Genomic DNA, 25,161 nt, shown 5'->3' on the forward strand with positions numbered 1-25,161 from the left:
TACCATGCTCACCTGCACGCGCCGCTTCAATGCTTGCGTTTAGTGCAAGCAGATTCGTCTGCTCCGCAACGTTTGCAATAAGCGTCACGATACTGCCAATTTCATTTGTTTTCTCCTGCAGGCCCTTCATCACATTATACGATTCATTAATATTCGCATCCACTTCTTTCATGCTTGTCACAGCACGCTCTGACGAAACGCGCCCTTCACGGGAAAGAGCGGACATATGATGGAAGGATTCTACCATCGCATGCGCTTCTGTGGAGACGGCATCAATCGCCCCTTTCATCAACCCCATCTCTCCGCTCACTTCGACTACCGAATCAGCAATATCCATCGCACCCGTTGCCATCTCTTGAATCGTAACCGCGACTTCTTCCGCCGCCTGCTTCGTCTCGGCACTTGCCATTGTCATATTCTCTGAAGAGTTCTCCAGATGCGTGGATGTCTGCTTCATCGTTTCGATAATGCCACTCATGTTTTCAATCATACTGTCAAAATTCTCACTAAGACGACCGAGTTCATCTTCCCGTTGCAAATTGGAGCGCACAGTCAAATTCCCCTGCGCCAGTTCATTTGTCACATGGCTAAGGCGCTGGATCGGTCGTACAAAACGAGAAGCAAACAAAATCAAGATGATAACAGTGAACAGCAACACCCCAAGCGCAGTCGCAAATGAGATTTTAGCCAGATAGGAAAGCTGTGATGTCGCTTCACTAGCCGGTGCAGTAATAAACAGCGACCAGTGCGTGCGCGGTATCATCGTATAGTAGCCAAATTTATCAATTCCCTCGTATGTATACTTGTGCGAGCCCGTCTCCCCTTCCTGCGAGGCTTTGGCCATCTTCATCAGTGCCGGATTCGAGTTCTTTAATATATTTTCTTTTAGAATTTTTTCTCGGTTCGGATGAGCAATTAGCAGTCCACTGCTCTCCATCATAAACGAATAGCCTGTCTGACCAAGCTTCGTGCCAGAAATAATATTCGCCAGGTAATCTGCTGTAATAACCCCGCCAAGTACCCCCTTACGATTTCCAGTTGCATCCTGAATGGGCACTGCAAACACAACGATTTTCTTCCCTGTCGTTTTGGCGATGACAACGTCAGAAATCGCATTTTTCCCTTCCATCGCTTCTTTAAAATACGGACGGTCACTTACATTCGAGCGATTTCCATCTGTTGTTAAAATGTTTCCCTGTGCATCGCTTACATATAAATAATCGAATTCTCTGTTGATTTTTAACAAGTTGCGTAAATAGGGCATTGCCACTTCTGGCGTACCATTACGTAAGATGTCTGCCTGTCCAATTGTCGAAAGTATGCTTTCCCGAACAGAAATCCACGTGCTGATTTCTTTACGTAAATCGGTGATTTGAAGCATCGCTTTTTCGTTAAAGTTCTGTTCAAGAAACTCTGTGGCCTTCACATGATTAATCCAGGCAATGGTGGACAACGATGCAATTAAGATTGGCAACACCATCCACAGCAGCTTGCTTCGTAACGATTTCACAACCTTTTCTCCCCTTCCTGCTGTCACAACTATGTACTCAAATTAAAGTACCATTTCTACTATATAATTTTTCTCCATGTTTCGACAATATATGGGAGATAATTTTATGCTTCTTGCTGATTGTGATAGAGTAAAAAGAAAAAGGAATGGGAAAATATGCTCGAACAAGAATTTTTTCAGCATCTGACCGACGGGGTGGTCATTATGGACAAGCAGCGCATCATCCAGGAGATGAACCCGGCTGCTGTCCGGCTAACAGGCTGGCATATCGGGGATCAGGCTCCATACTGCACGTTCTGCCAAAAACGGGACATCCAGTCCGGAGAACAGCGGTGCCTTTTGATGGGTCATAATCCACCTCCGTACTTCGAATCCGAGATGCCGACGATGTACGGCGAAACCATTCCCGTGTCATTCAGTACAACGGATCTTTCCGGAGCACCAGATGAAGAAGGCAAGACTGTTTTAATGCTACGGGATTTGTCACAAAAGAAAAAAGAAGATGAGATTCGCATGGCAAAACTGCTGGCTCGCCAAACTATTGAAGCACAAGAAACAGAACGGAAACGAATCGCACTTGAACTGCATGACGGTGTCGGACAGTCATTATTTAGCGTATCCATGGCGCTGCAAGTGCTTGCCAGCCAGACTGAGCCATCTACCGCTTCGTTTATTACTGGGACACTGCCTGTTCTGCAGGATGCCATGCAGGAAGTAAAGCGGCTGTCCGCTGATCTGCGTCCGCCTGCTCTCGATATGCTCGGGCTCAACGCCGCGCTTACCTCTCTGATCCGGCGCATCGAACAGCATTTTCCGCTTACCGTTACGCTACATTCTAATGTAGACTCGGATACCCGCTTCACGCCGCAGCTGGAACTGAATGTATACCGCATCATTCAGGAAGCCCTGCACAACATCGCCAAACACGCACATAGCCCTGAGGCGGTAGTAGAGGTTGTATATGACTTAGAAGCAAACATGCTCACTGTCACGATCACCGATCACGGCACAGGCTTTGACACTGAAATGGTACACCGTAAAGGAGGGCTCGGACTTCGCCATATGACAGAGCGAACTCTCCTGCTTGACGGCACAATTCGCGTCTTATCTGTGCCTGACGGTGGCACAACCATCCATATTAGCATTCCGTGCGACAATAAGGAGACTTTGTATGCAGACAATTAACATTTTACTTATCGAAGATCACGTGATCGTTCGCTCCGGGCTGACACTATTCTTACATAGTCAGCCTTCTATAAAAGTTATCGGGGAAGCCGCTGACGGACAGGAAGGTCTCAAACTACTTCATGTCATCCGGCCTGATCTTATCATTACAGACCTGTCGATGCCAAAAGGCATGGACGGATTCACAACTCTACAGGAAATCAGGCGCTCGTTTCCCTCCATTCCTGTACTCATTCTGACCATGTATGATGATGAAATTTATGTAAAACAGGCCATACGACTCGGGGCACACGGTCTCGTTCTCAAGCAGACCGATACCAATCAATTACTTGCCGCTATTCATGCCATTACGCAGGGCCACAAATATTTTGACACGACGTTCCCTGCTGACCTCATCGCTCGCTTCCAGCGAGAAGTGACGGAAGAAGACAATAAAAAAACCCTGACCGCACGCGAAGAAGAAATCGTTCGCTTAACAGCCAGGGGCTATACAAATAAGGAAATTTCTGAGCAGTTATTCATCAGCGTGAAAACTGTCGAAAATCATAAGACAAGTGCCATGAAAAAACTTCAGCTTACGACACGGGCTGATCTCGTTCAGTACGCCATTGAACACGGTATGCTTCACGTGTACAAACCAACCTGATATTTACGGTCCAGCATAATGGGACAACTGCGGCAGCATACGATTTTCGGTATTCATCTGAGACTGACAAAGCGGGCAAACTGGCTGTGCTATGAATGAATAATCCTGACGCATCCAGCCATTACAGGACTCATTTTCACAGCTCCACACAGCTATTTCAAATAACGGTACTTCTTCCAGCTGCTGACGCGCACGCATGAATGCCATGCAAAATCCCCCTTTTTTCAAGAATATCCATAGTATTCCGGAGCGCGCGCACTTTATTCATCTGTCGAAACATCGAATTTACACTTGTTTTGATAACCTTTGTCGATACGGTAGGAAGTTGTCCCGTTATGCCGTATTCTTAACCATAAGCGATAACCGATGAGGGGGAACAAGTGATGCAGAGCAATAGCATGTGGATGACATCGAAAGACGTAGCAGAAAAACTCGATGTAAGCGTACGCACTATCCGCAACTGGATCGAAAACTTCAGCGCGTATATGGTGCTCCAGAAAAACAGCCAGGGCCACTTTCTCTTAAGTGAGCAGGCGTTCGCACTACTTGTAGAAATCAAACGCATGAAAGATTCCGGCGTCCCAACTCTGCGCGAAGTGGAAGAATTGCTTGTGCTTGAAAAAATCGTACCCGAGCACCGATCTGTTGAGTTTACGGATCATGCCTTCGAGGAAGGCACGGCTGTTATGTTTCCAGAAGAGGTTGCTTCACTCCCGGATCATGTGTATAGTCGCCTCAATGAAATCGAAGAAACAATCGCCCGCCAGCTGTCAGACGTCTCACGCGAGATGACAGAAGTGTTCAGTCAATCCGTCTCAGCACTTGCCAGGCCACATACTGAAGAGTCGCATCCTGCCACAGCCCCTGATTTGATGCTGACACAATACTATAAAGAAATTCTCCGCAAAATGGACGAAATGGAGAAAAAACAGGAAGACCTCCGCCTTGAAATGCGCAAAATGAACTTCGAAATTCAAATGGTCGGAGCCCTTCAAAAACAAGAAGAAAAAAAGAAAAAACGTTTCGGCTGGTCCCTATTCAACTTCTCGAAACCAGCTGCAAAATAAAAAAAGGAAGGAATCAGGAAATACTCCTGTTCCTCCTTTTTCTTTTGCCATGTATTTGTCGTTATTCGTGCGTTTCCGTAGCGTACGCACGTTTTTCTTCTTCCGTTGACTTCTCTTCCTCTTCAAGCTTACGTAGTGCTAAACGCACAATGCGCAAGTGATCTACTTCACTCACCTTGAATTCGTAACCATGACCGTATACAGTCTGCCCAACCTGCGGCGGGAATTCTACCTGGGAAAATACCCATCCGCCAATCGTATCATAGTCATCCGACTCTACGTCAAGACCAAAGCGGTCATTCACTTCCTCAATCAGCAGGCGCCCATCAACAGAATATGACGTATCAGCTCGCATCTCAATATGTGGCCGCTCTTCATCAAATTCATCCTGAATCTCACCGACAATTTCCTCGAGAATGTCTTCAACTGTAACAAGTCCAGCCGTTCCGCCATATTCATCAATCACAATGGCCATCTGTGATTTATTACGCTGCATCTGCTTAAGCAGGTCGCTAATGTGGATCGATTCCGGCACTCTCTCGACTGGTCGGATAACGGCAGACAGATCATTCTTACGATCGCTCATATACAGCTTATAGATGTCCTTAATATGAACGAAACCGATAATGTTGTCCTTATCTTCTGCCGCTACCGGATAACGAGTATGCATCTCATCCATCACCATCTGGAAGTTCTCATCGAATGTGTTATCTTTAAATACACATACCATATCCGGCCGTGGAATCATAATTTCACGCGCATTACGCTCCGCAAATTCGAACACGTTATCCACGAGCGTCAGTTCCGTCTGGTCAATCAAACCACTTTGATGGCTTTGCTGCATCAAAATCCTGATTTCTTCCTCCGTATGAGCCGAATCATGATCTTTCGACTGCTCAACCCCGATAAGATGCAGGAAGAAAAATGCGGCTTTATTCAGCATCCAGATAAACGGATACATGATCTTATGGAACAGCATAAGAGGTGGTGCTGTCCACAGTGTCATTGACTCTGCTTTTTGAATTGCCAGTGACTTCGGGGCAAGCTCCCCAAGCACGATATGCAAGAATGTAATGAGCAGGAAAGAACTAGCGATGGATACTGTATGCATCACTGTATCCGGCATATTCAGCATATGCATCAGTGGTGCAATCAGATTTGCAATCGCCGGTTCCCCGATCCAGCCAAGCGCAAGCGAGGCAAGCGTAATGCCAAGCTGTGTTGCTGACAAGTATGCGTCAAGATTATCTGTCATTTTTTTCGCCAGACTAGCACGTTTGTTCCCTTCCATCACAAGCTGATTCAGCCGTGTGCTCCGCACTTTAACAATGGCAAATTCTGCTGCCACGAAAAAGCCATTTAAAAATACAAGCAGAAAAACGGCAGCAATATAAAGTAAGCCAGACAATGGGTCAGTACTCAACTAGTTTCTGTCACTCGTAAGAATGACAGATACACCTCCTTTGTAGGTAAAAAAAATTAAAGAAACTACGGTTCCGTAATACATTCTATTATTAGTTATACCACATCTTGCCTGATTTATGAACACCCGTACCTAGTCTTCATCACGATTGCCTGCGAAAAGCCATACGTATTCGAGCAACTGAAGCACGGACATAAGTGCCGCTGCTACATACGTCAACGCTGCAGCTCCGAGCACTTTGCTCACGCCATCTTTTTCATCTTCAGCCACGATTCCTTCCACAAGCATCAGACGCTTCGCGCGCGCGCTTGCATTGAATTCAACGGGCAATGTCACCACCTGGAACAAAACGGCTGCACTGAACAGAATAATACCAAGCAAAAGCAGATTCGACATTTTGAAGAAAATTCCACCCATCAACAAAAACGGTGCGATACCCGATGAAAAATTCACAACTGGAAACATCCGATGGCGCAGAACGAGCATACTGTATCCTTCTTTGTGCTGAATCGCATGACCTACCTCATGAGACGCAACCGAAACAGATGCAATGGAATCGCCATAGTATACGGCTTCTGACAGGCGTACCGTATTGGAGATCGGGTCAAAGTGGTCACTTAAGGTTCCTGGAACCGGCTCAATCGGCACATGATATAGCCCATTATCATCGAGAATACGGCGCGCTGCTTCCGCTCCTGTTATGCCCGAGCGCACAGGCACCTCGGAAAAGCGATTGAAATTTCCTTTTACTTTAAACTGCGCCCACAATGATAACCCGAAAGCAGCCAGAATTAAAATCGTAAACGGCGTAAACAACACAGATTACTCCTCCTCTAACTTATGATGTTATAGTGTTAATACGCTGAAATCGGCTCAACGGTTTCATGTCTAATTATTATTCCTCTTCAAGCATAGCACGGTACGGATTGAACCCTGCTTGCGGATAAGCAGTACCGTACACAGAAGCAATGCTCTCTACCCCTGCCCCGTCCCAATCAATATGAAGCAATTCCTCATTCACATAGCCGATAATCGGCAAATGCCCGAGCGAAAGGGGCATTTCTTCCTCAAGCCTTTGATATTCCGTAATGGACATAAGCATTGTCGCTAGCGGATTCGCATCCAGCTCATCCGTATTGATAATCTGGTATACATCAAGAAGCTGCGGCGTCATCGTAATACCAAGCAGATGAGTATCCTCACCGGCCCGATTCTGTCCGCTTCCTTCCCCTACCCAGATGTAAAGCTCGGCAGCCCGCGCCTGTGGGCTCGGATGTCTGCGCATCATCCACAACGCCCGGTATACCGCTCCCATGACCTGCTCTTTAGCAGCTTCTTCTCCAAGACGGCGCAGGAGAGCACTGTAGTCAAAATAAAACGTAAAGCCCAAATCAAGAAAACGCGCCGGGTCTATGTCACTTCCGTTTACGATGCGGGCCGGAACTTCTTCTTCTGCCTCTGACTGCAGATCATTCCGATAAGCCGCTAACAGATGTTCAACTGCTTCATCTTTCTCCTCATCCGGAAACGAAATCGATTCCGAATAAATGTGCATGATCCCTTCTTCCGTCGGGGCAAGATGATGCACCCAGATGACGTCCTGTTCTATCAGGCGAATCGCCAAATACCGCCCCGTATCTTCTTCAACTGGGAACGAAAAAGGAAACCCGAGCGGATTATCCGGGTCATCTACCATCCAAAGCACCGCAATCCACGTCTGCTTATGGCGCGTAAAATCAATGTATACCTGCGCTTCAGCCAGATTGCCAAAGCTGTCAATATCGTCATGCACGATGACAGCTTCCACATCACCTGTACAGGTCAGACGTGGAAAGTACGTCTGACCATCCTCATCGAATTGCTCGTATATATCCGCAAACCTCTGTACATCAAGGATATGACCCATCGTTGTCTCATCCGGTGACAGCCGTCCGTCCGGCAGCGCGACTGCCGGCTTCATATCCTGGAGTTCTTTTCTCACTTATTCCCCTCCGTCGGGCTATCTGTACGCCCGTTCTTTTTGATAACACTCCATGTCTCCATCTGCTTGAGGAATGCATGATCGGTTGAATCAATATGAATAGGAGTTAATGCGATATAGCCGTTGCGCACCATATAATAGTCATTACTCTCCACAATCTTCGTCTTGCCATATTCTCGTTCCAACCAGTATTCCGGCACGCCAGTCTTCCCTGGTTTCTCATCGATCCGGTCGCGGTAATGATGAATGTCGAGTCCCGTTACAACAGTGCCTTTTACTTGATCAGCAGGAATGTGTGGAATATTGATGTTAATCATCACATCTGGCGGAATGTCGTGAATTTTGATTTCTTCCCAGATCGGGCGCACCATTTTTTCCACCTCACCAAAATCATGCTTGTGGAAGTGATTTTCATAGGAGACCGCAATAGCAGGCACTTCGTAGATCACCGCCTCACGCGCCGCACTTACCGTTCCGGAATAGTATACGTCCTTCCCAATATTAAGTCCTGCGTTAATACCGGAGATCACAACATCTGGACGCTCTTTGCAGATCACATTGAGTGCCATTTTCACACAGTCAGCCGGTGTTCCGTTCACAGCCCATGCCTGCACATGATCCATTCCATGGAAATCCACCTTCTGCACAGTCAACCCTTCCCGCACGGTAATACGATGTCCTTCCGCACTTCGCTCGCTGTCAGGTGCAACTACAATCACATCCGCCAGTCCTTCGAGCGAGCGAACAAGCTTGTGAATGCCAAGCGCATGAATCCCATCATCATTCGTTACGACTACTTTGTACATACATGCCTGTCCTCCACATTTATGGTTTTGTTTCTACTATTTTACTCGTTATCCTGTAAAAAAGCACGTATTCCGCCACTGAATGCTGTTGACACCTATCCTTTCTTTTGAATCTTTTCTTTTACCCAGACCACCATGATTCCCAATGAAACCCAGAGTAAACATAGGAAAACAAATCCTCCCAACAAAGGGATATTAACCGCCGCCATTACAATCAAAGCACCCGTAAACGCCTGCAGCCACGTATCCATCTGGCTATTATTAGGCATCCATTCCGCTATCCTGATGCTGATTGCTGTAAGACCGATCACGAAAAAAAGCAGGACAAGCAGCAACAACAAGACAACAAAAGGAATTCCAATTACGGTAATCGACAACAAAATACTAATCGCACTGACCATAAGGCTAGCAACAAACCCAATCATAAGCAGTTGAATAAGCGAATGGCGTATTTGTGCGACAAACGGATGGAGTCGATGTTTTACTACATATACCGTGAGCACGGGTAAAAGAATTAACAGTAAACTCAGAACAATTTGTATGAACCAAATTCCAAGCAAAGACCCCCCCGCAATAAATAAGCTATTTTTCACTGCATTGTCAAATGCAATATTCAATACGTACTCTTGTAATTGCGCCCCGGTTTCTTGACTTATTTTCCCACCGATAACAACTACAATGCCCCCGACTTGAGCGGATTTCCCTAATGTAAGATCCCCATTAAAAACAATCACCGCATCCCGTACATGTCCGTAAATTTCTGCATTTCCTCCAGTTACAATCACATTTTCAACGGTCTGTCCAGCTGGAATGACAGTGTCCTGATGCATAAATAGCCCTTCATTTGCCGCAAAGACAACGGAATGCGTACCTAGCACTATTGCAATAACAATAGAAAAAACAGAAAGTAATTTTTTCATTCCCTACATCACCCCATTTTCTTGCCCCGCTATTCGCATGGAAAGCAATTTGCGCAAGAACCATATCGATATCAATAGGAGAAAAACAGCAAATCCGGCAATTCCACTTAAAAAAGAAGGAGTCTGCAAAATAACCAGCGTAATCATTTTCCATACCGCCATCACTATGGCTGCGAAAGAGGATAAAAATCCAGATCCAATCGTACCCGCATATAACAAGGCCACCATAAAAAATACGCAGATGAATGTTCCGGCAACAACCGCAGGTATTGTACTATTTCTTTTAGAAATTGCGGCCGTATTATTTTCGATAAATTCCATTATTTTTTCTGTCATGTATTCAGGTGCACAAACAGACTGATATGTGGAAAAGGTTTGATATTTTATAAAAGATAATTCATCCACTACGCCCTGGCATTTTTCACATGCTTCTAAATGCTGTTCAACTACTGCATGTTCCTCGATTGATAATTCATGATCCAGATAAGCAGATAGCATATCCTCCATGTGCTCCATACTTGTCCCTCCTTTTTTATTCAGTCAATTCTTTTCGTAAAGCGAGCCTAGCAGCATGGATTCGTGACTTCACAGTTCCAACGGGTATTTTTAGTATTTCAGCCATTTCATCATAAGAAAATCCCTGGATATCACGTAAAGTAATAGCCATGCGGTGCTCAGGGGAAAGCTTTTGCATCGCTTCTTCAATATTCAATTGTACATGCTTTTGTTCTACGGAACTTGGAGCCTGTGTAAAAAAAATTTGTTTTTCGATATCCTCTTCAATAAACGTATTCTCTCGCTTCTTCTTTCGGATACGGTCATAGCATAATCGCGATACAATTTGAGCTAACCAGGGGACAAATGCATAGGCCTGCTCCAGTTTTGCTAACGAAGAGTACACTTTAAGAAAGGCCTCCTGCGAAACATCCTCGGCCTCCATTCGATCATGCAACATCGCATAGGCCTGACGAAAGACAGCCCCCTTATACCGATTGATTAGCTGTACAAACGCTTCCTGTTCTCCCTGGCTTGCTCTCCCAATCAATCCATAAAGTTCATGATCCAACTACTTTCACCACCCAACCATTCGAACATTCCACTTCCTTACTTCCTTCTTTTTGACATATGTCAAACAAAGAGACTGAGGGGTATGTAAAAAAGTTCAATAGAAAAATTTTTTTCTTCCTGAACTTTTTTCTATACTCGTTAGTCCTTTTATTTATGAACTGAGAAAATACGGAGGCAACCCATCATGACATTATTTAATTTGGATTATAATCTTTTTCAACTCATTAATCATCTCGCTGTCGTTTACCCTTCCCTAAACCCTCTCATGCGTTTTTTATCGCAAGAGGGAGAATACGTATTTTACGTAGGCATTATTGTTTACTGGTTTACTCGAAAGGAACAAAATCGCTGGATGGTGATGCATTCATTAGTCGCTGCGTGTGTAGCTCTTGGGATTAGCGGGTTAATTGGTGACTTCTTGTATCGAGATCGCCCTTTTGTGTCCCATCATGTTAATCAGTTAATTCCGCATGCTATGAACGCTTCCTTTCCAAGTGATCACGCTACCGGTGCCTTTGTTATCGCTACTTCCATTTGGCTTTTCCGTAAACGTGAAGGATGGGCCTGGCTGTTATTAGCTGCTGGCGTAGCATTTTCACGTATTTGGGTAGGCGTCCATTACCCGCTAGATGTACTTGCTGGAACGTTACTCGGGTTTTCCACCGCAATATGTATGTATAAATGGCTACCAAAATGGAAAGTAACGGCTAACCTGCTGCATCAAGGGCTACTTTTATATGAAAAAATGGAACGCCGCATTTTACCTATAAATCACACCAAAAACCCACAGTAAGGGCTTTTACATGTTGCTCTCTTTCATAAATATGCTCGCAAGATGATATATGAAAGTTTTTCCATTTACGTATGGAGTATATCCTATATTCCACGACGGAAAAATAAAAGTGTGTTACCTCATTAGATCATCATTACGTAAGCATATACACAGTAAGGGAGAAAAACACATGCAGAAGATTATCATCATCCTTACATTATTTCTTGCAATAAGCTCGCTAGCATACGCGAAACAAAGTCTTGACTACACAGGAGCACAACGTGTTCCTGTGCTTTTATACCATCATATTTTACGAAAAGAAGAAAATAAAAAATTTAAATACAACTCAGGCGTAATTACACCTGAGTTATTTGCACAGCAAATAAAACTATTGCACGATAACGGATATAAAACCATAACGCTACACGAACTTGAGCAATTTATTACTAAAAAAACTACACTACCTAAAAAGAGTGTTGTCATTACGTTTGATGATGGATATTTAAGTAATCTTACATATGCGTACCCCATTTTGAAAAAATATAACTATACAGCTGCTCTTTTCCTTATTACAGAGAATATACGAAGCCAACCAGAAACATTTAATCCAGACAAACTGAATTACATAAGTTGGCCAGAACTCGCTAAATACTCAGACGTATTTCAATACGAAGGTCATACTGACGGGTTCCATCGAACGGTTGGTAGCACAAGCTTTTTACTTGCTAAGTCTCCGGAGGATGTACTTATTGATCTTGAGTTGTCTAAAATGCTGTTGCACACTCATTATTTTGCGTATCCTTACGGTCAATATAACAAAAATACCATCCAGTTAGTAAAGAAAGCAGGCTATACAATGGCATTTACGACTCGTCCTACTAAAGCAAAACCGGGAACCTCACCGTTTGAGGTTCCTCGGTATGGTATTCTTTCCACCACAACCATGCAGCAATTCAAAAATATCATCGGAATTCCCTAGCCCTTACACAAACGCCGTTATTTTAAACAAGAGTACCGGTTAGAAAAAAAGCGTAAGTCGGTTCCGTCTCACAAACCGAAGTCCCATATAACTGGCTAATCCACCATAAAACAAAACCATCTTTTCGATTTCCTGAAACGATACAGGTAGCGTATTAAAGAACATCTCATTTATTGTTCCAAGTATCCAGAAGCAGCCAATCCCGATAACAAGAATATGACAGGCTTCCCACAAAGCAGGCATAAACAAAAAAATTCTATTATGGCTTTTCTTTATTTGCCCTATATTCCATAGTACCGAAACACATTCTAATGAGAGCATGCTAATAACCGTCCCTTCATAGCCGAATCCAGGAATAGCTATCAACAAGTATGCCAGAACTACAGAGCAAATACTTCCAAATAGCAAGCCCTTTACGGGTTCCCGCTCTCTTTCCTGCGCCCATAAAATGGTAGTCGTTACTTCCCGAAGTCCTGTAAGTAGCGGAATCGCACACAAATAGCGGATGGCATACTCTACTTCTTCTTTCCCGAATAGAAGTACTGATACATCATGCGCATAGAAAAAAAGAAAGAGCGTGGAAACCATGCCTAAGCCCCAAGCTAGTTGGAGAGCCAGGCACGATCTTCTAACAAACGCTTTGTTTTTTTTATTCTTCCAATCTTCTGTTATTTTTGCAGATAGCGTATGCGAAATGGCAGCTGTGATAATAGTCGGGAAATAAACAGCGGTTACCGCCATTCCTGAAATCTCACCAAAAGCAGCAATCGCTTGATCGGCACTCATTCCCCCATCTTGAAGACGATGTGGAATGATAAGCGCATCCAAAAACTCGGATACAGGAACGATAAGGCGAGTCGCCAAAATGGCAACCGAGCTGTACAGAAAGATAGGCAGGCTCATCGAGATCGTCTGCCTCAATCTTTCGCCATCAACAACTCGCAAGGACATACGCAATGGTATTAGTAAAAACAATAAGGCACACACCGCTCCCGTGAAGGCCCCAAAAACTGCCCCACTAACCGCCCATACTTTTCCATGTATTGCCCATGTGGTCGCTAATCCAAGCATCGTACATACACGAACTAACTGTTCAAGTACTTCAGAGCTTGCGATAAATCCGTACGATTCAATCCCTTGCAAATATCCGCGAACAAGATGAAGCAACGGGACGATAAATAAAGCAGGCGCTATATATTGAATCGGAATAGTAAGATTCTGATCCCCCATAAATAAAGCAATGGCTGGTGCAAAAGCATAAGAAAGATACCCTGCCCCACCCCCAATCACCGCCAGGCAAACAAGCATCATCATTACGAGATTTTTTCCACGCCGCGTATCTTTTGCTGTCATCAGAAACAACGCGGTTGGAAATCCAGCCGTAATCATGGTAAGAATCAATCCATAAAAAGAATAGGCCATCTGGTATAGCCCTACCCCTTCCGCCCCTAGCAACCGAAACAACGGGATACGAACGAGCGCCCCCATTACCTTAACAATAAAAATGGCACTTGTTCGAAGTGCCATTTGTTTTAAAAAAACAGGCATGGCTTCCCTTCCCTTTCTGAGCTTCCAAGCGCCTTGTCCTGTTTATACTGTATGAATGTACATGCTCTCCTATGACCTGACTTTCTATATTTTGCTTAATCCCGTATATGGATCAGTACAAATTTTGTATACTTATCCCAGCCTAAATCCCATGGAACACGGTAGCGATCTCCTGTATGAGAATTCACCAATACATACCCATTCTCATCACGGCCCACGACGATCGAAAAATGGTCAATATCGCCGTGCATTTCATAACCAATCAAATCTCCTGGTTGTAAACGTGCCATAGCTCCTTCACGGTTTCTAATGGTAGGTTTTATTACATCAGCATATGAGCCTCTTGCTATCACTTTCCCATATCCACTGCGAATCAGAAAATTCTTAAAGGAGTCGGTTCGCACCCACGGAGTGCTTCCTCCCTGCTTGTAGCGATAATACCAGCCACTACGCATGGGGAGCCCTCCCCCTTCCTCTTGATCACCGAGGACCTGGGAAGCAAAGTTCGTACAATCCCCTCCCTCATGATGATAATCCCGATATTTCGGATTATAACGGTGATCGTTCCCGGCCCCCCATGCTGCTCCTGCATATTTATTGGCATACTCCACCGCTTTATTTCGGTTATATTTTTTCATTCGTGTGACTGATTCGGATTGATCGACAGCGTTTAGGACAAAAGCTTGGTTATGCGACATATCCTTCATCGAATGGGAAGGGATCGTAGCCGGATTCTCTTCAATTGGATCAGAATACCATTCCCTGGCGACATGCCAACCTGCCTGTGTTTTTTCCAGACGAATGCCATGGCGTGTACCTGTTCCAAATGATTGGGGACGTATACTTTTACCGGGATATATATACGTCAGTTTTAGTGTATGTAGGAGAGATATCGTAGCCATATTCCCCTGTATTTTAGTACGAGTGATTGTAATACTGCTGTTTGCTTCGACAAATGCTACTCCCCTTTTCTCTGCCCATTTTTGAATATAATTTGCCCGCCGATTCTCATGCTGTAGTGCATACAAACTGGTTTTTTGTTTCGGATTGTAATATTTTTCGATCATACGGGAGTTATTCTCGATAAGCAATTGTGTCCGTACTTCAAATAGCTTGTTAAGAAAAGCATGGATTTCTGCCTCCGTATCACTTTCTGTAGCATGAACGGGACGAGGAACCACCAATAAAAATACACATAAGCAGTTGACGATTATCTTTTTCATCATTCCCTATCACCTTTATTTCCCTTAACATAACGAAGCTGTACTAGTATGTGCATTCATACCACTTCTCAATAGTAGAAACTTTAGGAATCCCCTGTTCCATACGGCAAATGTCCGATTATTGCCTAACATTAATAAAAAAATATATTTACCACCACGGGCAAATCCATGTATATTGAGTGAAGAATACATTTATTGTCATCCATATCCTTCCGGACGATCAGGGAGGAAGACGGATGGAAAGGAAGAGGAATGGAGCTTTTACGCAAAATCGGGCAGGTATTTGAAGCGAATCACATTCCGTATCAGTTAGAAAATCCAGCGGAAGGTCATTATTTATACCGAACGGTTGAAGAAATGCGCGATGCCGGAATGACACCGGATAATGTGGTACTTGATCTGTTTTTTGATTTCAAAAATGAGGCTGTGTTCCTCGGTATGATCCGCATCCCACATAAGCTGCGCGGCAAAAACATCGGGGCTGATATCGTGCGCTTAATGAAAGAATGCGCCATTGAGAATCATTGGGTCGTAATCCTCGAAAGCGCACCGGAGAATCTTCTTTTCTGGCAAAAGATGCACTTCTCAAGCTTTATGTACGAAACATATGGCTTCTGGATGATGGGCTATGGGGCAAAAAGCAAATTGATCTTCAAAGTAAAATGGACACAGATGAAAAAAAACTTGTATGCCAATGCATAGCATAAAACCAGGCAGCATACCTGAGAAACGGGTAGCTGCCTTTCTTTTTAGCGGACTTCGTGAGCGCTAGCAAGCGGATAAAACACATATTCGGCCCGGCCCACTACATGACTGCGCTCAATAAATCCGATCTCCCGGCTGTCCATGCTTCGGTTGCGATTATCCCCCATCACAAAATATGAATCCTTTGGTACAACAAGCCGTTCAAATCCTGACAATGTCACTTCCGCTATGTATGGTTCATTCGCCACACTTCCATTCCGATACAGAACGCCATTCTTCAATTCCAGTTCATCTCCTGGAATGCCAATGATACGCTTAATATAATCATCTTCTTTGGTAGCGTGTAGCACGATTACATCGCCCCTCTGTGGGTTCTCTGCATAGTACACCCCTTTATTCACCAGGATGCGTTCATTATTAATGAGAGTTGGCTCCATCGATACGCCTTTCACGACATACGGGGCAAATAAGAAGAGACGAACTCCTATAATCCCGCCCACAATAATCAGAAAATACCGACTCCATGTAACAAGTTCCAACTGCTTCTTCACAGCACCGCCCCCCTCTCTGTTCTTCTTCTGCCTCTCGATACTTACATCTGTACAAACGCGGAAAAGCGTATCCCGCAATGGGACACGCTTCCTTCCACCTATCTGACTATCACTTCGTATTAATCCACACGCTCTTCACTTCTGTGTACATTTCAAGCGCATAGCTGCCCATCTCCCGACCAATGCCGCTCTGCTTGTAGCCGCCAAACGGGGATGCTGCATCGAATACGTTGTAGCAATTCACCCATACGGTGCCCGCACGAATACGGTCCGCAAGTTTATGTGCGGTAGACAGGTTCTGTGTCCACACACCTGCTGCTAGTCCATAATTCGTACGATTCGCACGCTCAATTACATCCTCAATGTCATCAAATGGCATCGCCGCAAGCACCGGGCCAAAGATTTCTTCCTGCGCGATTGTCATATCATCTGATACGTCAGAGAATACTGTCGGCGTCACAAAATAGCCATTCGCCAGCTCCTCTGCGCTTTCCACTGCGGTAATGCGCTGTGCACCTTCTTTCAGACCAACATCGATATAATCGCTAACACGGCTGAACTGCTCCGCTGATACGAGTGGTCCCATCTGCGTATCCTGGAGAAGGCCGTTACCCACTTTAATTTTCTTCGCATGATCTACCATGTCACTTAACACGTTATCGTACACTTTTTTATGCACATACAGACGGGAGCCTGCGCAGCATACTTGCCCCTGGTTGAAGAAAATACCGCTGAGCGCTCCCGGAATCGCGCGGGACATATCCGCATCTGGCAGGATAATGTTCGGAGATTTACCCCCAAGCTCAAGGGAAATCTTCTTCAGTGTGCCGGCAGCCTGACGCATGATCAGACGGCCAACATCCGTTGAACCGGTGAACGCAATCTTGTCAACATCGTAATGATCAACAAGCGGCTGTCCTGCCGTCTCGCCAAATCCAGTCACAATGTTTACTACGCCATCCGGGAAGCCCGCTTCCATAATCAGTTCACCAAGGCGCAGTGCTGACAACGGCGTCTGTTCTGCCGGCTTCAAGACTACTGTATTACCGCATGCGAGAGCCGCACCCAGCTTCCACGCCGCCATAAGAAGCGGGAAGTTCCACGGGATGATCTGGCCAACTACGCCAACCGGCTCGCGTTTTGTATAGTTAAAGAAATTCGGAATGGATACCGGAATTGTTTGTCCATAAATTTTTGTTGCCCATCCCGCATAATAACGAAAATGGTCAACGGTAAGCGGAACGTCCGCATTCGCCGTTTCACGAATCGGCTTGCCATTATCCAGTGTCTCAAGTTGGGCCAGTTCTTCCGTATTTTGTTCAATTAGCTCAGCCAGTCGATACAGGAGCTTGCCGCGTGCCGAAGGGGTCATTCGTCCCCATTTGCCATTCAGAGCTGCTCGTGCCGCCTTAACCGCCTTATCAATATCTTCCGCGTTTCCATCCGCCACCTGACAGAGTACTTCTTTCGTAGCCGGGTTAATGGTCTCGAACGTTTGTCCAGAGGAAGACTCTACCCACTGCCCGTTAATGAGCAATTTTTTCGGGCCTTTCAGGAATGATTCTACATTCGGGTTTAAAGATGGCGAAGCGAGTTGCATGAACAAATGCCTCCTTTAGAATTAAAATGGTGACCAACCACTTTTTACTATAACTGAAAACGTTACCATTTAAAAGTATTTTTTGAATTTATAAAAAACTTTATATTTTCTTGGGTTTTGGCATACGGTTTGCTTAACATATAGGCGAAAGCCAAACAAAATGAGGAGAGATAAAATGTCTCACAAGAAACACATGCTGCTGGCGAATCTTGCTCTGCTCGGCATCGCGATTGCCTGGGGGTATACATTCGTCTTGACGAAAGATTTGCTGGAAGAAATGGGACCGTTATATTTCATCGGCACCCGCTTCCTGCTGGCAGCGCTTTTGCTGCTTCCGTTTTGCTGGAAGCATCTCAGACGCACGGATCGTGAAGTCTGGAAATCCGGGCTTGCCTGCGGCTTACTACTGTGGGCTTCCTTCACCCTTCAAGTTGTCGGCATCAATCTGACGACACCAGGTAAAGCAGGGGTTCTCACAGGAACTATGGTGATTTTCGCTCCGCTTTTATATTTTGTATGGGCACGAATTCCTGTACAGACAGGACCTTTGCTTGGCAGTCTGTGCGCATTCTCCGGGCTAATTCTTCTCTCATGGGATAGCAATTGGTCTGGCATAAATCTCGGTGATGGACTCACGCTCTTATGCGCATTTTGCTTTGCTATCCACATGGTTATGGTCGATCGGCTGTATCACAAAAATATTACATTTGATGCACTTCTATTCGTCATGATTCAGCTATTCGTAGTTGGCATCATTGACACTGCACTTGCTATAGCTACAGAACCTGTACCTGGCATGTTGTCTCCATACGGCTGGTTTGCCTATCTATTCGATCTGCTTATCGGTACAGCGCTTGCTTATGTCGTACAGATTAAAGCCCAGAAGTATTCACCACCAACACATGTCAGTCTGATTTTGGCGTTTGAACCCGTATTCGCTTTCATCTTTTCCTGGCTGTTATGGGGGGAAGCGGCTACATCGGCTGTCGTGGTCGGCATTGTACTCATTCTCGCAGGCATTTTCGTGACAGAAGGCTGGGAGATGGTGCGTACTCGTATGAAAAACACAGCACTGTATGATGAGGAACGGGCATCTGGATAAATTTTAAAAAAACTGTCCCTCAGGTTATCGGGGCATTTTTTTTGGAATCGACAACGTGCGGTGGGAGAGAGTAGGAGAAGGGATGAGTCGTTCTCTCTCCGCTAGGTAAAAAGCCTACAGACGCTCTCTTGTTCCTCCCTTTTCCCACTCCACGCAACGCTTCGGTTTACAAAATCGCGCTCGATGTAAATGAAAAGTCATCAAATCATTACTGTCTTCCTCGAACAAATCGTCTTTTACTTTCAACTACATAGCAAAGCTCAGCATCAAAGCTTTTTGCTTGCTATTTATCTGCCAAACTAAGTCGGGAGCGGAGAAGGGAGTCGCTATGGAACGCCTTTACGCAGAATACTTAGCGGAAGGGGGGAGTCGAACGGACTTTTGCCCACAATGCTTCTGTGAATTTCCCTCTTCGCTCCTCGTTTGTGGGCGAGTTCGCCTGCCTCCTGGAGCGGACAGCCCTCGCTTCCCCGCAAAGCGTAACAAAGTGACAAAGCGACTTCCTTCTCCGCTCCCCCACCGCACGTTGGCAGAAGCAAATCAGCAAACAAAAAAGAGGCTAGCCTCACACTGAGACAGCCTCTTCTCTGCTATTTTTGCTATTATTCATGCCAGAACGACAGAAGCGCTTCCCGTACAAGCTTAGCTCCGAGCGCGGCGGTAATCCCGGCATGATCGTTCGGCGGCGATACTTCTACCAGATCCATGCCAACAATGTTCTGACCACGCAGCAAGCGGAGGGCCTGCAGCATCTCCATTGCGGATACGCCACCTGGCTCCTGGGTGCCTGTTCCTGGCGCAAACGCTGGATCCACTACGTCAATATCAAGCGTCACATAGATCGGGCGGCCCGTAATTTCCGGCAGAATGCGCGTAAGCGGCTCCAGTACCGTATCCTGTGTCAGATTCGTATGCGCTGCTGCATACTCGAATTCATCCTGTTCACCGGATCGAATGCCGAATTGATAAATATGAGAAGGAGAAACGAACTTCGTGATGTGCTTAATAACGGTAGCATGACTCATCGCTTCTCCAAAAAATTCGTTACGCAAATCAGTATGCGCATCGAAATGCAACAGTACAACATCCGGATACTTCTCGGCAACTGCACGAACGGACGCATACGTGACAAGATGCTCACCGCCCAGCATAAATGGAATCTGCCCGCGTCTCACAATGTCTCTCGTAGCCTCATAAATAACCTCAAGCGACTTATCCACATTGCCAAACGGAAGCACCAGATCTCCAATATCTGCAAATTTGACAGCGGATAAACGACGACCAAGTGCCGGACTGTATTCCTCAAATCCCTGCGAGGCATGGCGGATTCCCTGCGGACCAAAACGGCTTCCTACTTTGAAGCTAACCGTATAATCCATCGGTGCGCCATATAAGATTACTTGCGCCTGCTTTGGATTTTGCATCGCTTTAATAAAAGTACCCGGCTGAATATACGAAACTGCATGTGCTGTATTCATCTATAAAACCCTCCATTTTTTATAAATGTTTATATAACAAACGGAGAGTGAATAATCAGGACCATCGAAAGCAGTACAGCAATTAGAAATAGCTTATTTTGCATAGGCAGCCCCCATTTCTGCAATGAGTCGGCGACAGCAAGTGTAGCACCTCTGTCACTTCTTACTACCTTGCAAACACTGCGCCAATAGTGCACACGGTCAAGAGCATACTTTAGTGCAGAATCTACATGCTAAAATGAATAGTTATATTCATTACAGAATAAAACTTTCTGTATCAGAACCGGACAGTCCTATTCCGTCGGCCGATGTCGCTGCTTCGGATTGCGCATCACCATGTACGGTTCGATCTCTCCCTCTACATACATAAACGGGAGCGACGTAATCGGTACATCACCACGCATCGAGAAATCGACCGCGATTTGTGCCAGCATATAAGCCCCCTTCGCATCGGCCATATCGGCTATAATGAGAACATCTTGATGCGGCACAGCAACGCCCATTTTGCCGTTTATACGTGAAGCCATATCGGTCATCAACTCTGTGTTCAATACCCGACTCGCACTGTAGCTGTCCGAAAACGCATAAAAATAAAACACATGGTCTCCCACCTGATCACGTCTTGGCTCTCCACCAAGTCGCGTCAAGTTTTCAACTGCATACGTATGCAGCCTCTCTGCCGACATCCCCGCTTCCGTCAACATATCCTCTGTAATAAGCGTGTACCCTGCTTCTAGTTCAAGCGCGTACAGTACAACCGTCTCTGCCGTATGCTTTCGGTGCACGAATGACTGACTCGCTTTTTCTTTCAGAAACGAAGGGTGACGCAGTACCGGATACAGCTTTTCTTCCTGTCCCATAAGGTGCGGCTTACTTCCCGCTTCCCGCACAGCTACAGCTACCCGGTCTGCAAATGCAAAAACAAGTGCCTCCTCCTCCGTTTCATTCCCCTCCACCTTGGCCAGCAGTGGCGCAAGCTGGATCGCCATATCCTCCCTACCCGGGCTGGCAAGCGCTATTTCTGTATCCACTTTTCCGACGAGTGCTCGCCAGTCTGACGGGAGCTTTTGTGCAAGCCTCTCGATTACAAGTTGCTGTATCCGCTGTTGGAATATTTGCTGCTCATTTTTCTGTGTCATTTTAATCCGCCTTTGCTGTAGTAATATACGTATCTATCTTATCTAATCAAGCGAAGACAGGCCTGCTTGTTCAGGAGTCTTTTTCCTTTACGTCCTTTTTTCCTTGATTCGGCTAGTTGAAGTGCTACCAGTCCTGAGATGTGTGCGGCGGCCATTGAGGTACCACTTAGTTTTTTATACGTCTTCCTCGGCCATGTGGATAAAATACTCACGCCAGGTGCTATCACATCAAGCCCGTGTCCACGTGCGCTGAATGCCGCGAGCTCTCCTTGTTTCGTACTCGCTCCTACTGCAATCACTTCAGGATAACGCGCCGGAAACTCAATCTCTCCTCCATTATTCCCTGCAGACGCAACCAGGAATATCCCCGCCGCAGATGCCCGCTTAATGGCTGCATGCAATGCGGGGCTGTCCCCCACCATACCGAAGCTCATATTAATGATATCCATTTTATTCGTAATCGCCCAGTCAATCCCTTTCACAATTGCTGCAAGCTCTCCTACTCCATCCGAATCGAATGCTCGCACATCATACAAAGACACTTGCGGTGCTACTCCAACGACACCAATCTGATTATCCAGTGCAGCAATCGTACCGGCTATATGGGTTCCATGTCCCCCATTTCCCCGACGATCCACAATGTTTCCACCGACAAAATCCGCACTGCCCCTCACACGACCGCGCAGATCAGGATGCGTACGCACAATTCCTGTATCGATGACCGCCACCTTTACCCCCTTGCCCATTGTTTCTTTCCAAAGCTTTGGAGCACCGATTTTTTTTATCCCCCATGGAATAACCTGGTGGCTGTGCACGCGAACACATATATTTTCTTCCACCTGTGCCGTCGCAGGAAGCAAATGGTGACACCGCTCGTACTGCTCAGCCGACACAAATAGACAAAGGACGCTATCACAGCGCCCGAATTGTACTGCTTCTCCCTCTTTTCCCAGTCGCTCTGCTGTCTTTTGAAACGCACGCCGCCGTGAAAATGAGATCACCTTCATATGCTGTACCTCCGCTTTTTACCTTATCGTACGCAGAAGCATGTGAAGACGTATAGGCATTGTCATGATTGGGTGAATAGACGGGACTCGAAGCGAGCCACAAGCATGTTCGCATCTTCCCCAGTCTGCGCTGCCACTTGTGCCAGTACAGCACGAATGAATCTGATGAATTCATCGAGCTCTTCGCTATCAAATACGACCTGATCATTCTCCATACGAGATGTAACAACCATTGACGTCACAAACTGAGTCATCGGCACATGCTCATCATTCAGAACATAAAACACATACGGATGCTGTTCCACAAGCTTGCTGGCCCACGCATTAACAGCCGCGTTGTTCATCATATCTTCAAGCTCCCCAGAAAAACCGTAAAACGCAAAAACAAGCGACTCTTTCCGACGCGCAAGGGCGGCTGTGTCTTCCAGCAGCGGGGCAAAAAAAGCGTCGATTTTCCCAATATCCTCGCGCTCCACTTCCTCTCGCGAAATCTGCAGCGGGGTAATGTGCGAGACATCATCCGGGCTACGCTCCATGCTCTCTTCCTCTGCTGCTTCGTCCGGCACGGCATCTGACATTTCGGCCAGCCATGATTCAAATGAGACAAAGTCATCCTCATGCAGTTCCCAGCCGATCGCTTCGACAAACAGCCGGGCACGTGGACGCGGCTTCATCCCAATCGCTTCGCACGTATCGTAAATCATTACCATTCGGCTCTGAACGAATGTCTCCTGCTCCTCGTGGTCTGCCGGAAGTACATACGTGCGATACAGACGAGCTGTTTCTGTATCTGCCCAGTCTAGAAGCGCCGTCGCATCATACGTTTCCCGCTCAATGCGGTCGATACAGGCATGAATCCGATCCGAATCCAGATTGTATCCCCCGGCTCGCAGGCGAATCCATTCCCCACGTTCTCTGGCTTCGATTCGGGCAACCAATTCTTCTACCATGCGGGCTGACTCTTCACACAGCTCCTCTTCTTCAAACTCAGCCTTTGTAAGCATGAGTTCATACGAACTTTGGGGCTTGCTTTCTATATGTATATCGTCCACAGCTTGCACAACGCTCTCTGCGGAATCGAACGCTTCCTCCGTGTGCCTGCGCCCCGCAAATACTTTGCGCAAGAATTGTTTCATCATGTGAACTCCTCCTGTTGTTTCTCTTTTCTTTTCCTTTTTCATTGTACTGGTAAAACGCATATGAAAAAAGTGAAAAAAAACACAGAGTCATCTGATTGACAACGAGGGGAACGTGCATTATGATGATTCAATCGTAATTCAATTGCCGAGTCCATTACGGAGCGGGGGACCCGAAACTCGGGGTGAATCGCACAGTGCGTAGGGCGTCCTTTCGTCCGAACCCGTCAGCTAACCTCGCAGGCAGAATAAGGAGAGGAATTATGGTTCAATTTTTCAGGAGTGTACTGGCCAAAAAAGATAAGAAGCCAAAAACACACCAGGAATTACAAGCGGATGTGCGTCTTTTGCTCAATGGTTTGGCCGGCAAAAAAGCGAATGTTACAGTCGAAACACCGGGCGAGACCAAACAAATTTCCGGCATTCTCAAAAAAGCAGCAGCTGAAATTATGGGAAGCCAGTATCAGTGCCTTCATTTTTGCCTCGACATCGACACGCACTGCATCGGTACACTAGAACTTAGCTCTATTCATGAGGAAGCCGATCGAATTGTGATTCTTTGTGAACCGAATCATAGCCATCCAGGACGCTACAACAAAATCATCACAATTACTAAATAACCAATAACCTCACCCCCGCGAAGTTTCGCGGGGGTGTTTATATATGTCGTACCAAGTACAAACTAACATAGACCGCCCCAGATTGTAATATAACAGTTCTATTCGGAGCTATTTTTTATTTTCCTGCCATATTCTCATCACACCAAAAATATGAAAAAGGAAGCACGATGGAGAAAAACAAAGAATTCAGAACATTTCACTGAAAAATCACTCATTAATGATGTAAAACACACTTGCTCACATTATATCTGTTATAATACAATAAAAACATCAAAGGAGGCGTCCAACATGATTCCAGTATCTGAGTTCTATAACAACCTTCCGAAGAAAACATGTGCACGCTGTGGAGCTGAACTGTCCGAGCAGGCTGAGTCCTATATGGCTGAATGCGACAGCAGCGACAAGTGCACTGACTTGACTCACTAAGTGATGATGATTTTGTAAACCTTGTTACGTTGAGAACCTTATCCCACACTTGAACACCTTTTGCTCTGTGCAGAGGTGTTCCTTTTTTTGTGATGGAGAGACTTGCCACAGCCAAAAAAATTGTATATCATAATTTTCAATTCGAGCAAAAAGCAATGAGGAAGAATAGTACGCAGGATGCGACGTTGCAGAGAGCCGGGGGCAGGTGAGAGCCCGGTACGTACCGCCCTGGAGAATGGACTTCTGAGCTCCGTGCTGAAGCGGCATCT

Annotated in this window: 26 protein-coding genes, 1 riboswitch and 1 other annotated feature (2 of these 28 running past the window's edge); of the genes, 9 read left to right on the forward strand and 17 right to left on the reverse strand. The window is 45.8% G+C overall.

Annotated elements, in window-relative coordinates:
• Positions 1 to 1,510 carry the 5' portion of a methyl-accepting chemotaxis protein gene (locus CB4_RS16440; protein WP_096466852.1) on the reverse strand. The gene continues 464 nt to the left of window position 1, outside the view, so the window shows 1,510 of its 1,974 coding nt (coding positions 1-1,510); the start codon lies at positions 1,508 to 1,510; its stop codon lies off the left edge, out of view.
• Between the two features lie 156 nt (positions 1,511 to 1,666).
• Between CB4_RS16440 and CB4_RS16445 the strand changes: the two genes are divergently transcribed.
• The gene (locus CB4_RS16445) at positions 1,667 to 2,695 is read left to right on the forward strand and encodes a sensor histidine kinase (protein WP_096466853.1); all 1,029 of its coding nucleotides are present in this window, start codon (positions 1,667 to 1,669) and stop codon (positions 2,693 to 2,695) included.
• Positions 2,682 to 3,341 carry a response regulator gene (locus tag CB4_RS16450; protein WP_096466854.1) on the forward strand — a complete coding sequence of 220 codons (660 nt, stop codon included), beginning with the start codon at positions 2,682 to 2,684 and terminating at the stop codon, positions 3,339 to 3,341. Before CB4_RS16445 ends, CB4_RS16450 begins: the two co-directional genes overlap by 14 nt.
• Before the next feature lie 3 nt (positions 3,342 to 3,344).
• Here the strand turns inward: CB4_RS16450 and CB4_RS16455 are convergent, their stop codons facing one another.
• Positions 3,345 to 3,548, reverse strand: a complete 204-nt coding sequence (locus tag CB4_RS16455) for a cold-shock protein (protein WP_096466855.1) — start codon at positions 3,546 to 3,548, stop codon at positions 3,345 to 3,347.
• Positions 3,549 to 3,724: 176 nt separating this feature from the next.
• Between CB4_RS16455 and CB4_RS16460 the strand changes: the two genes are divergently transcribed.
• Entirely contained in the window at positions 3,725 to 4,408 is a 684-nt protein-coding gene (locus CB4_RS16460) for a helix-turn-helix domain-containing protein (protein WP_096466856.1), read from the forward strand.
• Positions 4,409 to 4,469: 61 nt separating this feature from the next.
• Here CB4_RS16460 and CB4_RS16465 read toward each other — a convergent pair whose 3' ends face one another.
• From CB4_RS16465 to CB4_RS16495, 7 genes are all read right to left on the reverse strand, one after another.
• Positions 4,470 to 5,831, reverse strand: a complete 1,362-nt coding sequence (locus tag CB4_RS16465; RefSeq protein ID WP_096466857.1) for a hemolysin family protein — start codon at positions 5,829 to 5,831, stop codon at positions 4,470 to 4,472.
• A gap of 132 nt (positions 5,832 to 5,963) precedes the next feature.
• Positions 5,964 to 6,650, reverse strand: a complete 687-nt coding sequence (locus CB4_RS16470) for a zinc metallopeptidase (RefSeq protein ID WP_096466858.1) — start codon at positions 6,648 to 6,650, stop codon at positions 5,964 to 5,966.
• A gap of 76 nt (positions 6,651 to 6,726) precedes the next feature.
• Positions 6,727 to 7,812, reverse strand: coding sequence for a hypothetical protein (locus CB4_RS16475; RefSeq protein WP_096466859.1), 1,086 nt, complete (start codon positions 7,810 to 7,812; stop codon positions 6,727 to 6,729).
• Positions 7,809 to 8,618: a 5'/3'-nucleotidase SurE gene (gene surE / locus CB4_RS16480; protein WP_096466860.1), complete on the reverse strand. Its 810-nt coding sequence runs from the start codon at positions 8,616 to 8,618 to the stop codon at positions 7,809 to 7,811. Before surE ends, CB4_RS16475 begins: the two co-directional genes overlap by 4 nt.
• Positions 8,619 to 8,713: 95 nt before the next feature.
• Positions 8,714 to 9,538 (reverse strand): hypothetical protein, encoded by an 825-nt coding sequence (locus CB4_RS16485; protein WP_096466861.1) that lies wholly within the window; start codon positions 9,536 to 9,538, stop codon positions 8,714 to 8,716.
• Between the two features lie 3 nt (positions 9,539 to 9,541).
• Positions 9,542 to 10,054 carry an anti-sigma factor family protein gene (locus CB4_RS16490; protein ID WP_096466862.1) on the reverse strand — a complete coding sequence of 171 codons (513 nt, stop codon included), beginning with the start codon at positions 10,052 to 10,054 and terminating at the stop codon, positions 9,542 to 9,544.
• 16 nt (positions 10,055 to 10,070) lie between these two features.
• On the reverse strand, positions 10,071 to 10,604 hold the full coding sequence (locus CB4_RS16495) for an RNA polymerase sigma factor (RefSeq protein ID WP_096466863.1): 534 nt from the start codon (positions 10,602 to 10,604) through the stop codon (positions 10,071 to 10,073).
• A gap of 186 nt (positions 10,605 to 10,790) precedes the next feature.
• Here CB4_RS16495 and CB4_RS16500 point away from each other — a divergent pair, with 186 nt between their 5' ends.
• Both CB4_RS16500 and CB4_RS16505 read left to right on the forward strand, forming a co-directional pair.
• Positions 10,791 to 11,399 carry an undecaprenyl-diphosphatase gene (locus tag CB4_RS16500; protein ID WP_096466864.1) on the forward strand — a complete coding sequence of 203 codons (609 nt, stop codon included), beginning with the start codon at positions 10,791 to 10,793 and terminating at the stop codon, positions 11,397 to 11,399.
• Between the two features lie 169 nt (positions 11,400 to 11,568).
• Positions 11,569 to 12,357: a polysaccharide deacetylase family protein gene (locus CB4_RS16505; protein ID WP_157738020.1), complete on the forward strand. Its 789-nt coding sequence runs from the start codon at positions 11,569 to 11,571 to the stop codon at positions 12,355 to 12,357.
• Positions 12,358 to 12,396: 39 nt separating this feature from the next.
• On the opposite strand, the gene CB4_RS16510 is transcribed toward CB4_RS16505, so the two are convergent.
• Together CB4_RS16510 and CB4_RS16515 are read right to left on the reverse strand one after the other, a co-directional pair.
• On the reverse strand, positions 12,397 to 13,884 hold the full coding sequence (locus tag CB4_RS16510; RefSeq protein ID WP_231956047.1) for a polysaccharide biosynthesis protein: 1,488 nt from the start codon (positions 13,882 to 13,884) through the stop codon (positions 12,397 to 12,399).
• 116 nt (positions 13,885 to 14,000) lie between these two features.
• Entirely contained in the window at positions 14,001 to 15,131 is a 1,131-nt protein-coding gene (locus CB4_RS16515) for an amidase domain-containing protein (RefSeq protein WP_096466867.1), read from the reverse strand.
• 249 nt (positions 15,132 to 15,380) lie between these two features.
• On the opposite strand from CB4_RS16515, the gene CB4_RS16520 reads away from it, so the two are divergent.
• Positions 15,381 to 15,830 (forward strand): hypothetical protein, encoded by a 450-nt coding sequence (locus CB4_RS16520; protein ID WP_096466868.1) that lies wholly within the window; start codon positions 15,381 to 15,383, stop codon positions 15,828 to 15,830.
• A 47-nt stretch (positions 15,831 to 15,877) separates the two neighbouring features.
• On the opposite strand, the gene lepB is transcribed toward CB4_RS16520, so the two are convergent.
• A complete protein-coding gene (gene lepB / locus CB4_RS16525) occupies positions 15,878 to 16,384 on the reverse strand; it encodes a signal peptidase I (protein ID WP_231956048.1) in 507 nt (168 codons plus the stop codon).
• A 109-nt stretch (positions 16,385 to 16,493) separates the two neighbouring features.
• The gene (locus tag CB4_RS16530; RefSeq protein WP_096466869.1) at positions 16,494 to 17,984 is read right to left on the reverse strand and encodes an aldehyde dehydrogenase family protein; all 1,491 of its coding nucleotides are present in this window, start codon (positions 17,982 to 17,984) and stop codon (positions 16,494 to 16,496) included.
• A 175-nt stretch (positions 17,985 to 18,159) separates the two neighbouring features.
• Here CB4_RS16530 and CB4_RS16535 point away from each other — a divergent pair, with 175 nt between their 5' ends.
• Positions 18,160 to 19,086, forward strand: coding sequence for a DMT family transporter (locus CB4_RS16535; protein ID WP_172890907.1), 927 nt, complete (start codon positions 18,160 to 18,162; stop codon positions 19,084 to 19,086).
• A 602-nt stretch (positions 19,087 to 19,688) separates the two neighbouring features.
• On the opposite strand, the gene speB is transcribed toward CB4_RS16535, so the two are convergent.
• The 4 genes from speB to CB4_RS16560 all read right to left on the reverse strand — a co-directional run bounded on the left by speB (position 19,689) and on the right by CB4_RS16560 (position 23,849).
• Complete coding sequence (gene speB / locus CB4_RS16545) at positions 19,689 to 20,564, reverse strand: agmatinase (protein WP_096466872.1); 876 nt, start codon at positions 20,562 to 20,564, stop codon at positions 19,689 to 19,691.
• 293 nt (positions 20,565 to 20,857) lie between these two features.
• The gene (locus CB4_RS16550; RefSeq protein ID WP_096466873.1) at positions 20,858 to 21,703 is read right to left on the reverse strand and encodes a DUF1444 family protein; all 846 of its coding nucleotides are present in this window, start codon (positions 21,701 to 21,703) and stop codon (positions 20,858 to 20,860) included.
• A gap of 38 nt (positions 21,704 to 21,741) precedes the next feature.
• Positions 21,742 to 22,710, reverse strand: coding sequence for a S8 family peptidase (locus CB4_RS16555; RefSeq protein ID WP_096466874.1), 969 nt, complete (start codon positions 22,708 to 22,710; stop codon positions 21,742 to 21,744).
• A 62-nt stretch (positions 22,711 to 22,772) separates the two neighbouring features.
• Complete coding sequence (locus tag CB4_RS16560) at positions 22,773 to 23,849, reverse strand: hypothetical protein (RefSeq protein ID WP_096466875.1); 1,077 nt, start codon at positions 23,847 to 23,849, stop codon at positions 22,773 to 22,775.
• A 133-nt stretch (positions 23,850 to 23,982) separates the two neighbouring features.
• Positions 23,983 to 24,107, forward strand: a riboswitch (cyclic di-AMP (ydaO/yuaA leader).
• Positions 24,108 to 24,109: 2 nt separating this feature from the next.
• On the opposite strand from CB4_RS16560, the gene CB4_RS16565 reads away from it, so the two are divergent.
• The gene (locus tag CB4_RS16565) at positions 24,110 to 24,466 is read left to right on the forward strand and encodes a hypothetical protein (protein WP_096466876.1); all 357 of its coding nucleotides are present in this window, start codon (positions 24,110 to 24,112) and stop codon (positions 24,464 to 24,466) included.
• Between the two features lie 288 nt (positions 24,467 to 24,754).
• The gene (gene yhfH, locus CB4_RS21155) at positions 24,755 to 24,892 is read left to right on the forward strand and encodes a protein YhfH (protein WP_110546243.1); all 138 of its coding nucleotides are present in this window, start codon (positions 24,755 to 24,757) and stop codon (positions 24,890 to 24,892) included.
• 146 nt (positions 24,893 to 25,038) lie between these two features.
• Positions 25,039 to 25,161, forward strand: a binding site (T-box leader); it runs 116 nt beyond the window's last position.

The sequence above is a fragment of the Aneurinibacillus soli genome (assembly GCF_002355375.1).
Classification (GTDB): Bacteria; Bacillota; Bacilli; order Aneurinibacillales; family Aneurinibacillaceae; genus Aneurinibacillus; species Aneurinibacillus soli.

Excerpts from the sequence above, each read along its gene's own strand:
- CB4_RS16445 (WP_096466853.1), top strand. The coding sequence starts at position 1,667 with ATGCTCGAACAAGAATTTTTTCAGCATCTGACCGACGGGGTGGTCATT.
- CB4_RS16565 (WP_096466876.1), top strand. The coding sequence starts at position 24,110 with ATGGTTCAATTTTTCAGGAGTGTACTGGCCAAAAAAGATAAGAAGCCA.
- CB4_RS16460 (WP_096466856.1), top strand. The coding sequence starts at position 3,725 with ATGCAGAGCAATAGCATGTGGATGACATCGAAAGACGTAGCAGAAAAA.
- CB4_RS16455 (WP_096466855.1), bottom strand. The coding sequence starts at position 3,548 with ATGGCATTCATGCGTGCGCGTCAGCAGCTGGAAGAAGTACCGTTATTT.
- CB4_RS16520 (WP_096466868.1), top strand. The coding sequence starts at position 15,381 with ATGGAGCTTTTACGCAAAATCGGGCAGGTATTTGAAGCGAATCACATT.
- CB4_RS16510 (WP_231956047.1), bottom strand. The coding sequence starts at position 13,884 with ATGGCACTTCGAACAAGTGCCATTTTTATTGTTAAGGTAATGGGGGCG.
- yhfH (WP_110546243.1), top strand. The coding sequence starts at position 24,755 with ATGATTCCAGTATCTGAGTTCTATAACAACCTTCCGAAGAAAACATGT.
- CB4_RS16530 (WP_096466869.1), bottom strand. The coding sequence starts at position 17,984 with ATGCAACTCGCTTCGCCATCTTTAAACCCGAATGTAGAATCATTCCTG.
- CB4_RS16485 (WP_096466861.1), bottom strand. The coding sequence starts at position 9,538 with ATGAAAAAATTACTTTCTGTTTTTTCTATTGTTATTGCAATAGTGCTA.
- CB4_RS16555 (WP_096466874.1), bottom strand. The coding sequence starts at position 22,710 with ATGAAGGTGATCTCATTTTCACGGCGGCGTGCGTTTCAAAAGACAGCA.
- CB4_RS16505 (WP_157738020.1), top strand. The coding sequence starts at position 11,569 with ATGCAGAAGATTATCATCATCCTTACATTATTTCTTGCAATAAGCTCG.
- CB4_RS16490 (WP_096466862.1), bottom strand. The coding sequence starts at position 10,054 with ATGGAGCACATGGAGGATATGCTATCTGCTTATCTGGATCATGAATTA.
- CB4_RS16560 (WP_096466875.1), bottom strand. The coding sequence starts at position 23,849 with ATGATGAAACAATTCTTGCGCAAAGTATTTGCGGGGCGCAGGCACACG.
- CB4_RS16515 (WP_096466867.1), bottom strand. The coding sequence starts at position 15,131 with ATGATGAAAAAGATAATCGTCAACTGCTTATGTGTATTTTTATTGGTG.
- CB4_RS16535 (WP_172890907.1), top strand. The coding sequence starts at position 18,160 with ATGTCTCACAAGAAACACATGCTGCTGGCGAATCTTGCTCTGCTCGGC.
- CB4_RS16500 (WP_096466864.1), top strand. The coding sequence starts at position 10,791 with ATGACATTATTTAATTTGGATTATAATCTTTTTCAACTCATTAATCAT.
- surE (WP_096466860.1), bottom strand. The coding sequence starts at position 8,618 with ATGTACAAAGTAGTCGTAACGAATGATGATGGGATTCATGCGCTTGGC.
- CB4_RS16450 (WP_096466854.1), top strand. The coding sequence starts at position 2,682 with ATGCAGACAATTAACATTTTACTTATCGAAGATCACGTGATCGTTCGC.
- CB4_RS16550 (WP_096466873.1), bottom strand. The coding sequence starts at position 21,703 with ATGACACAGAAAAATGAGCAGCAAATATTCCAACAGCGGATACAGCAA.
- speB (WP_096466872.1), bottom strand. The coding sequence starts at position 20,564 with ATGAATACAGCACATGCAGTTTCGTATATTCAGCCGGGTACTTTTATT.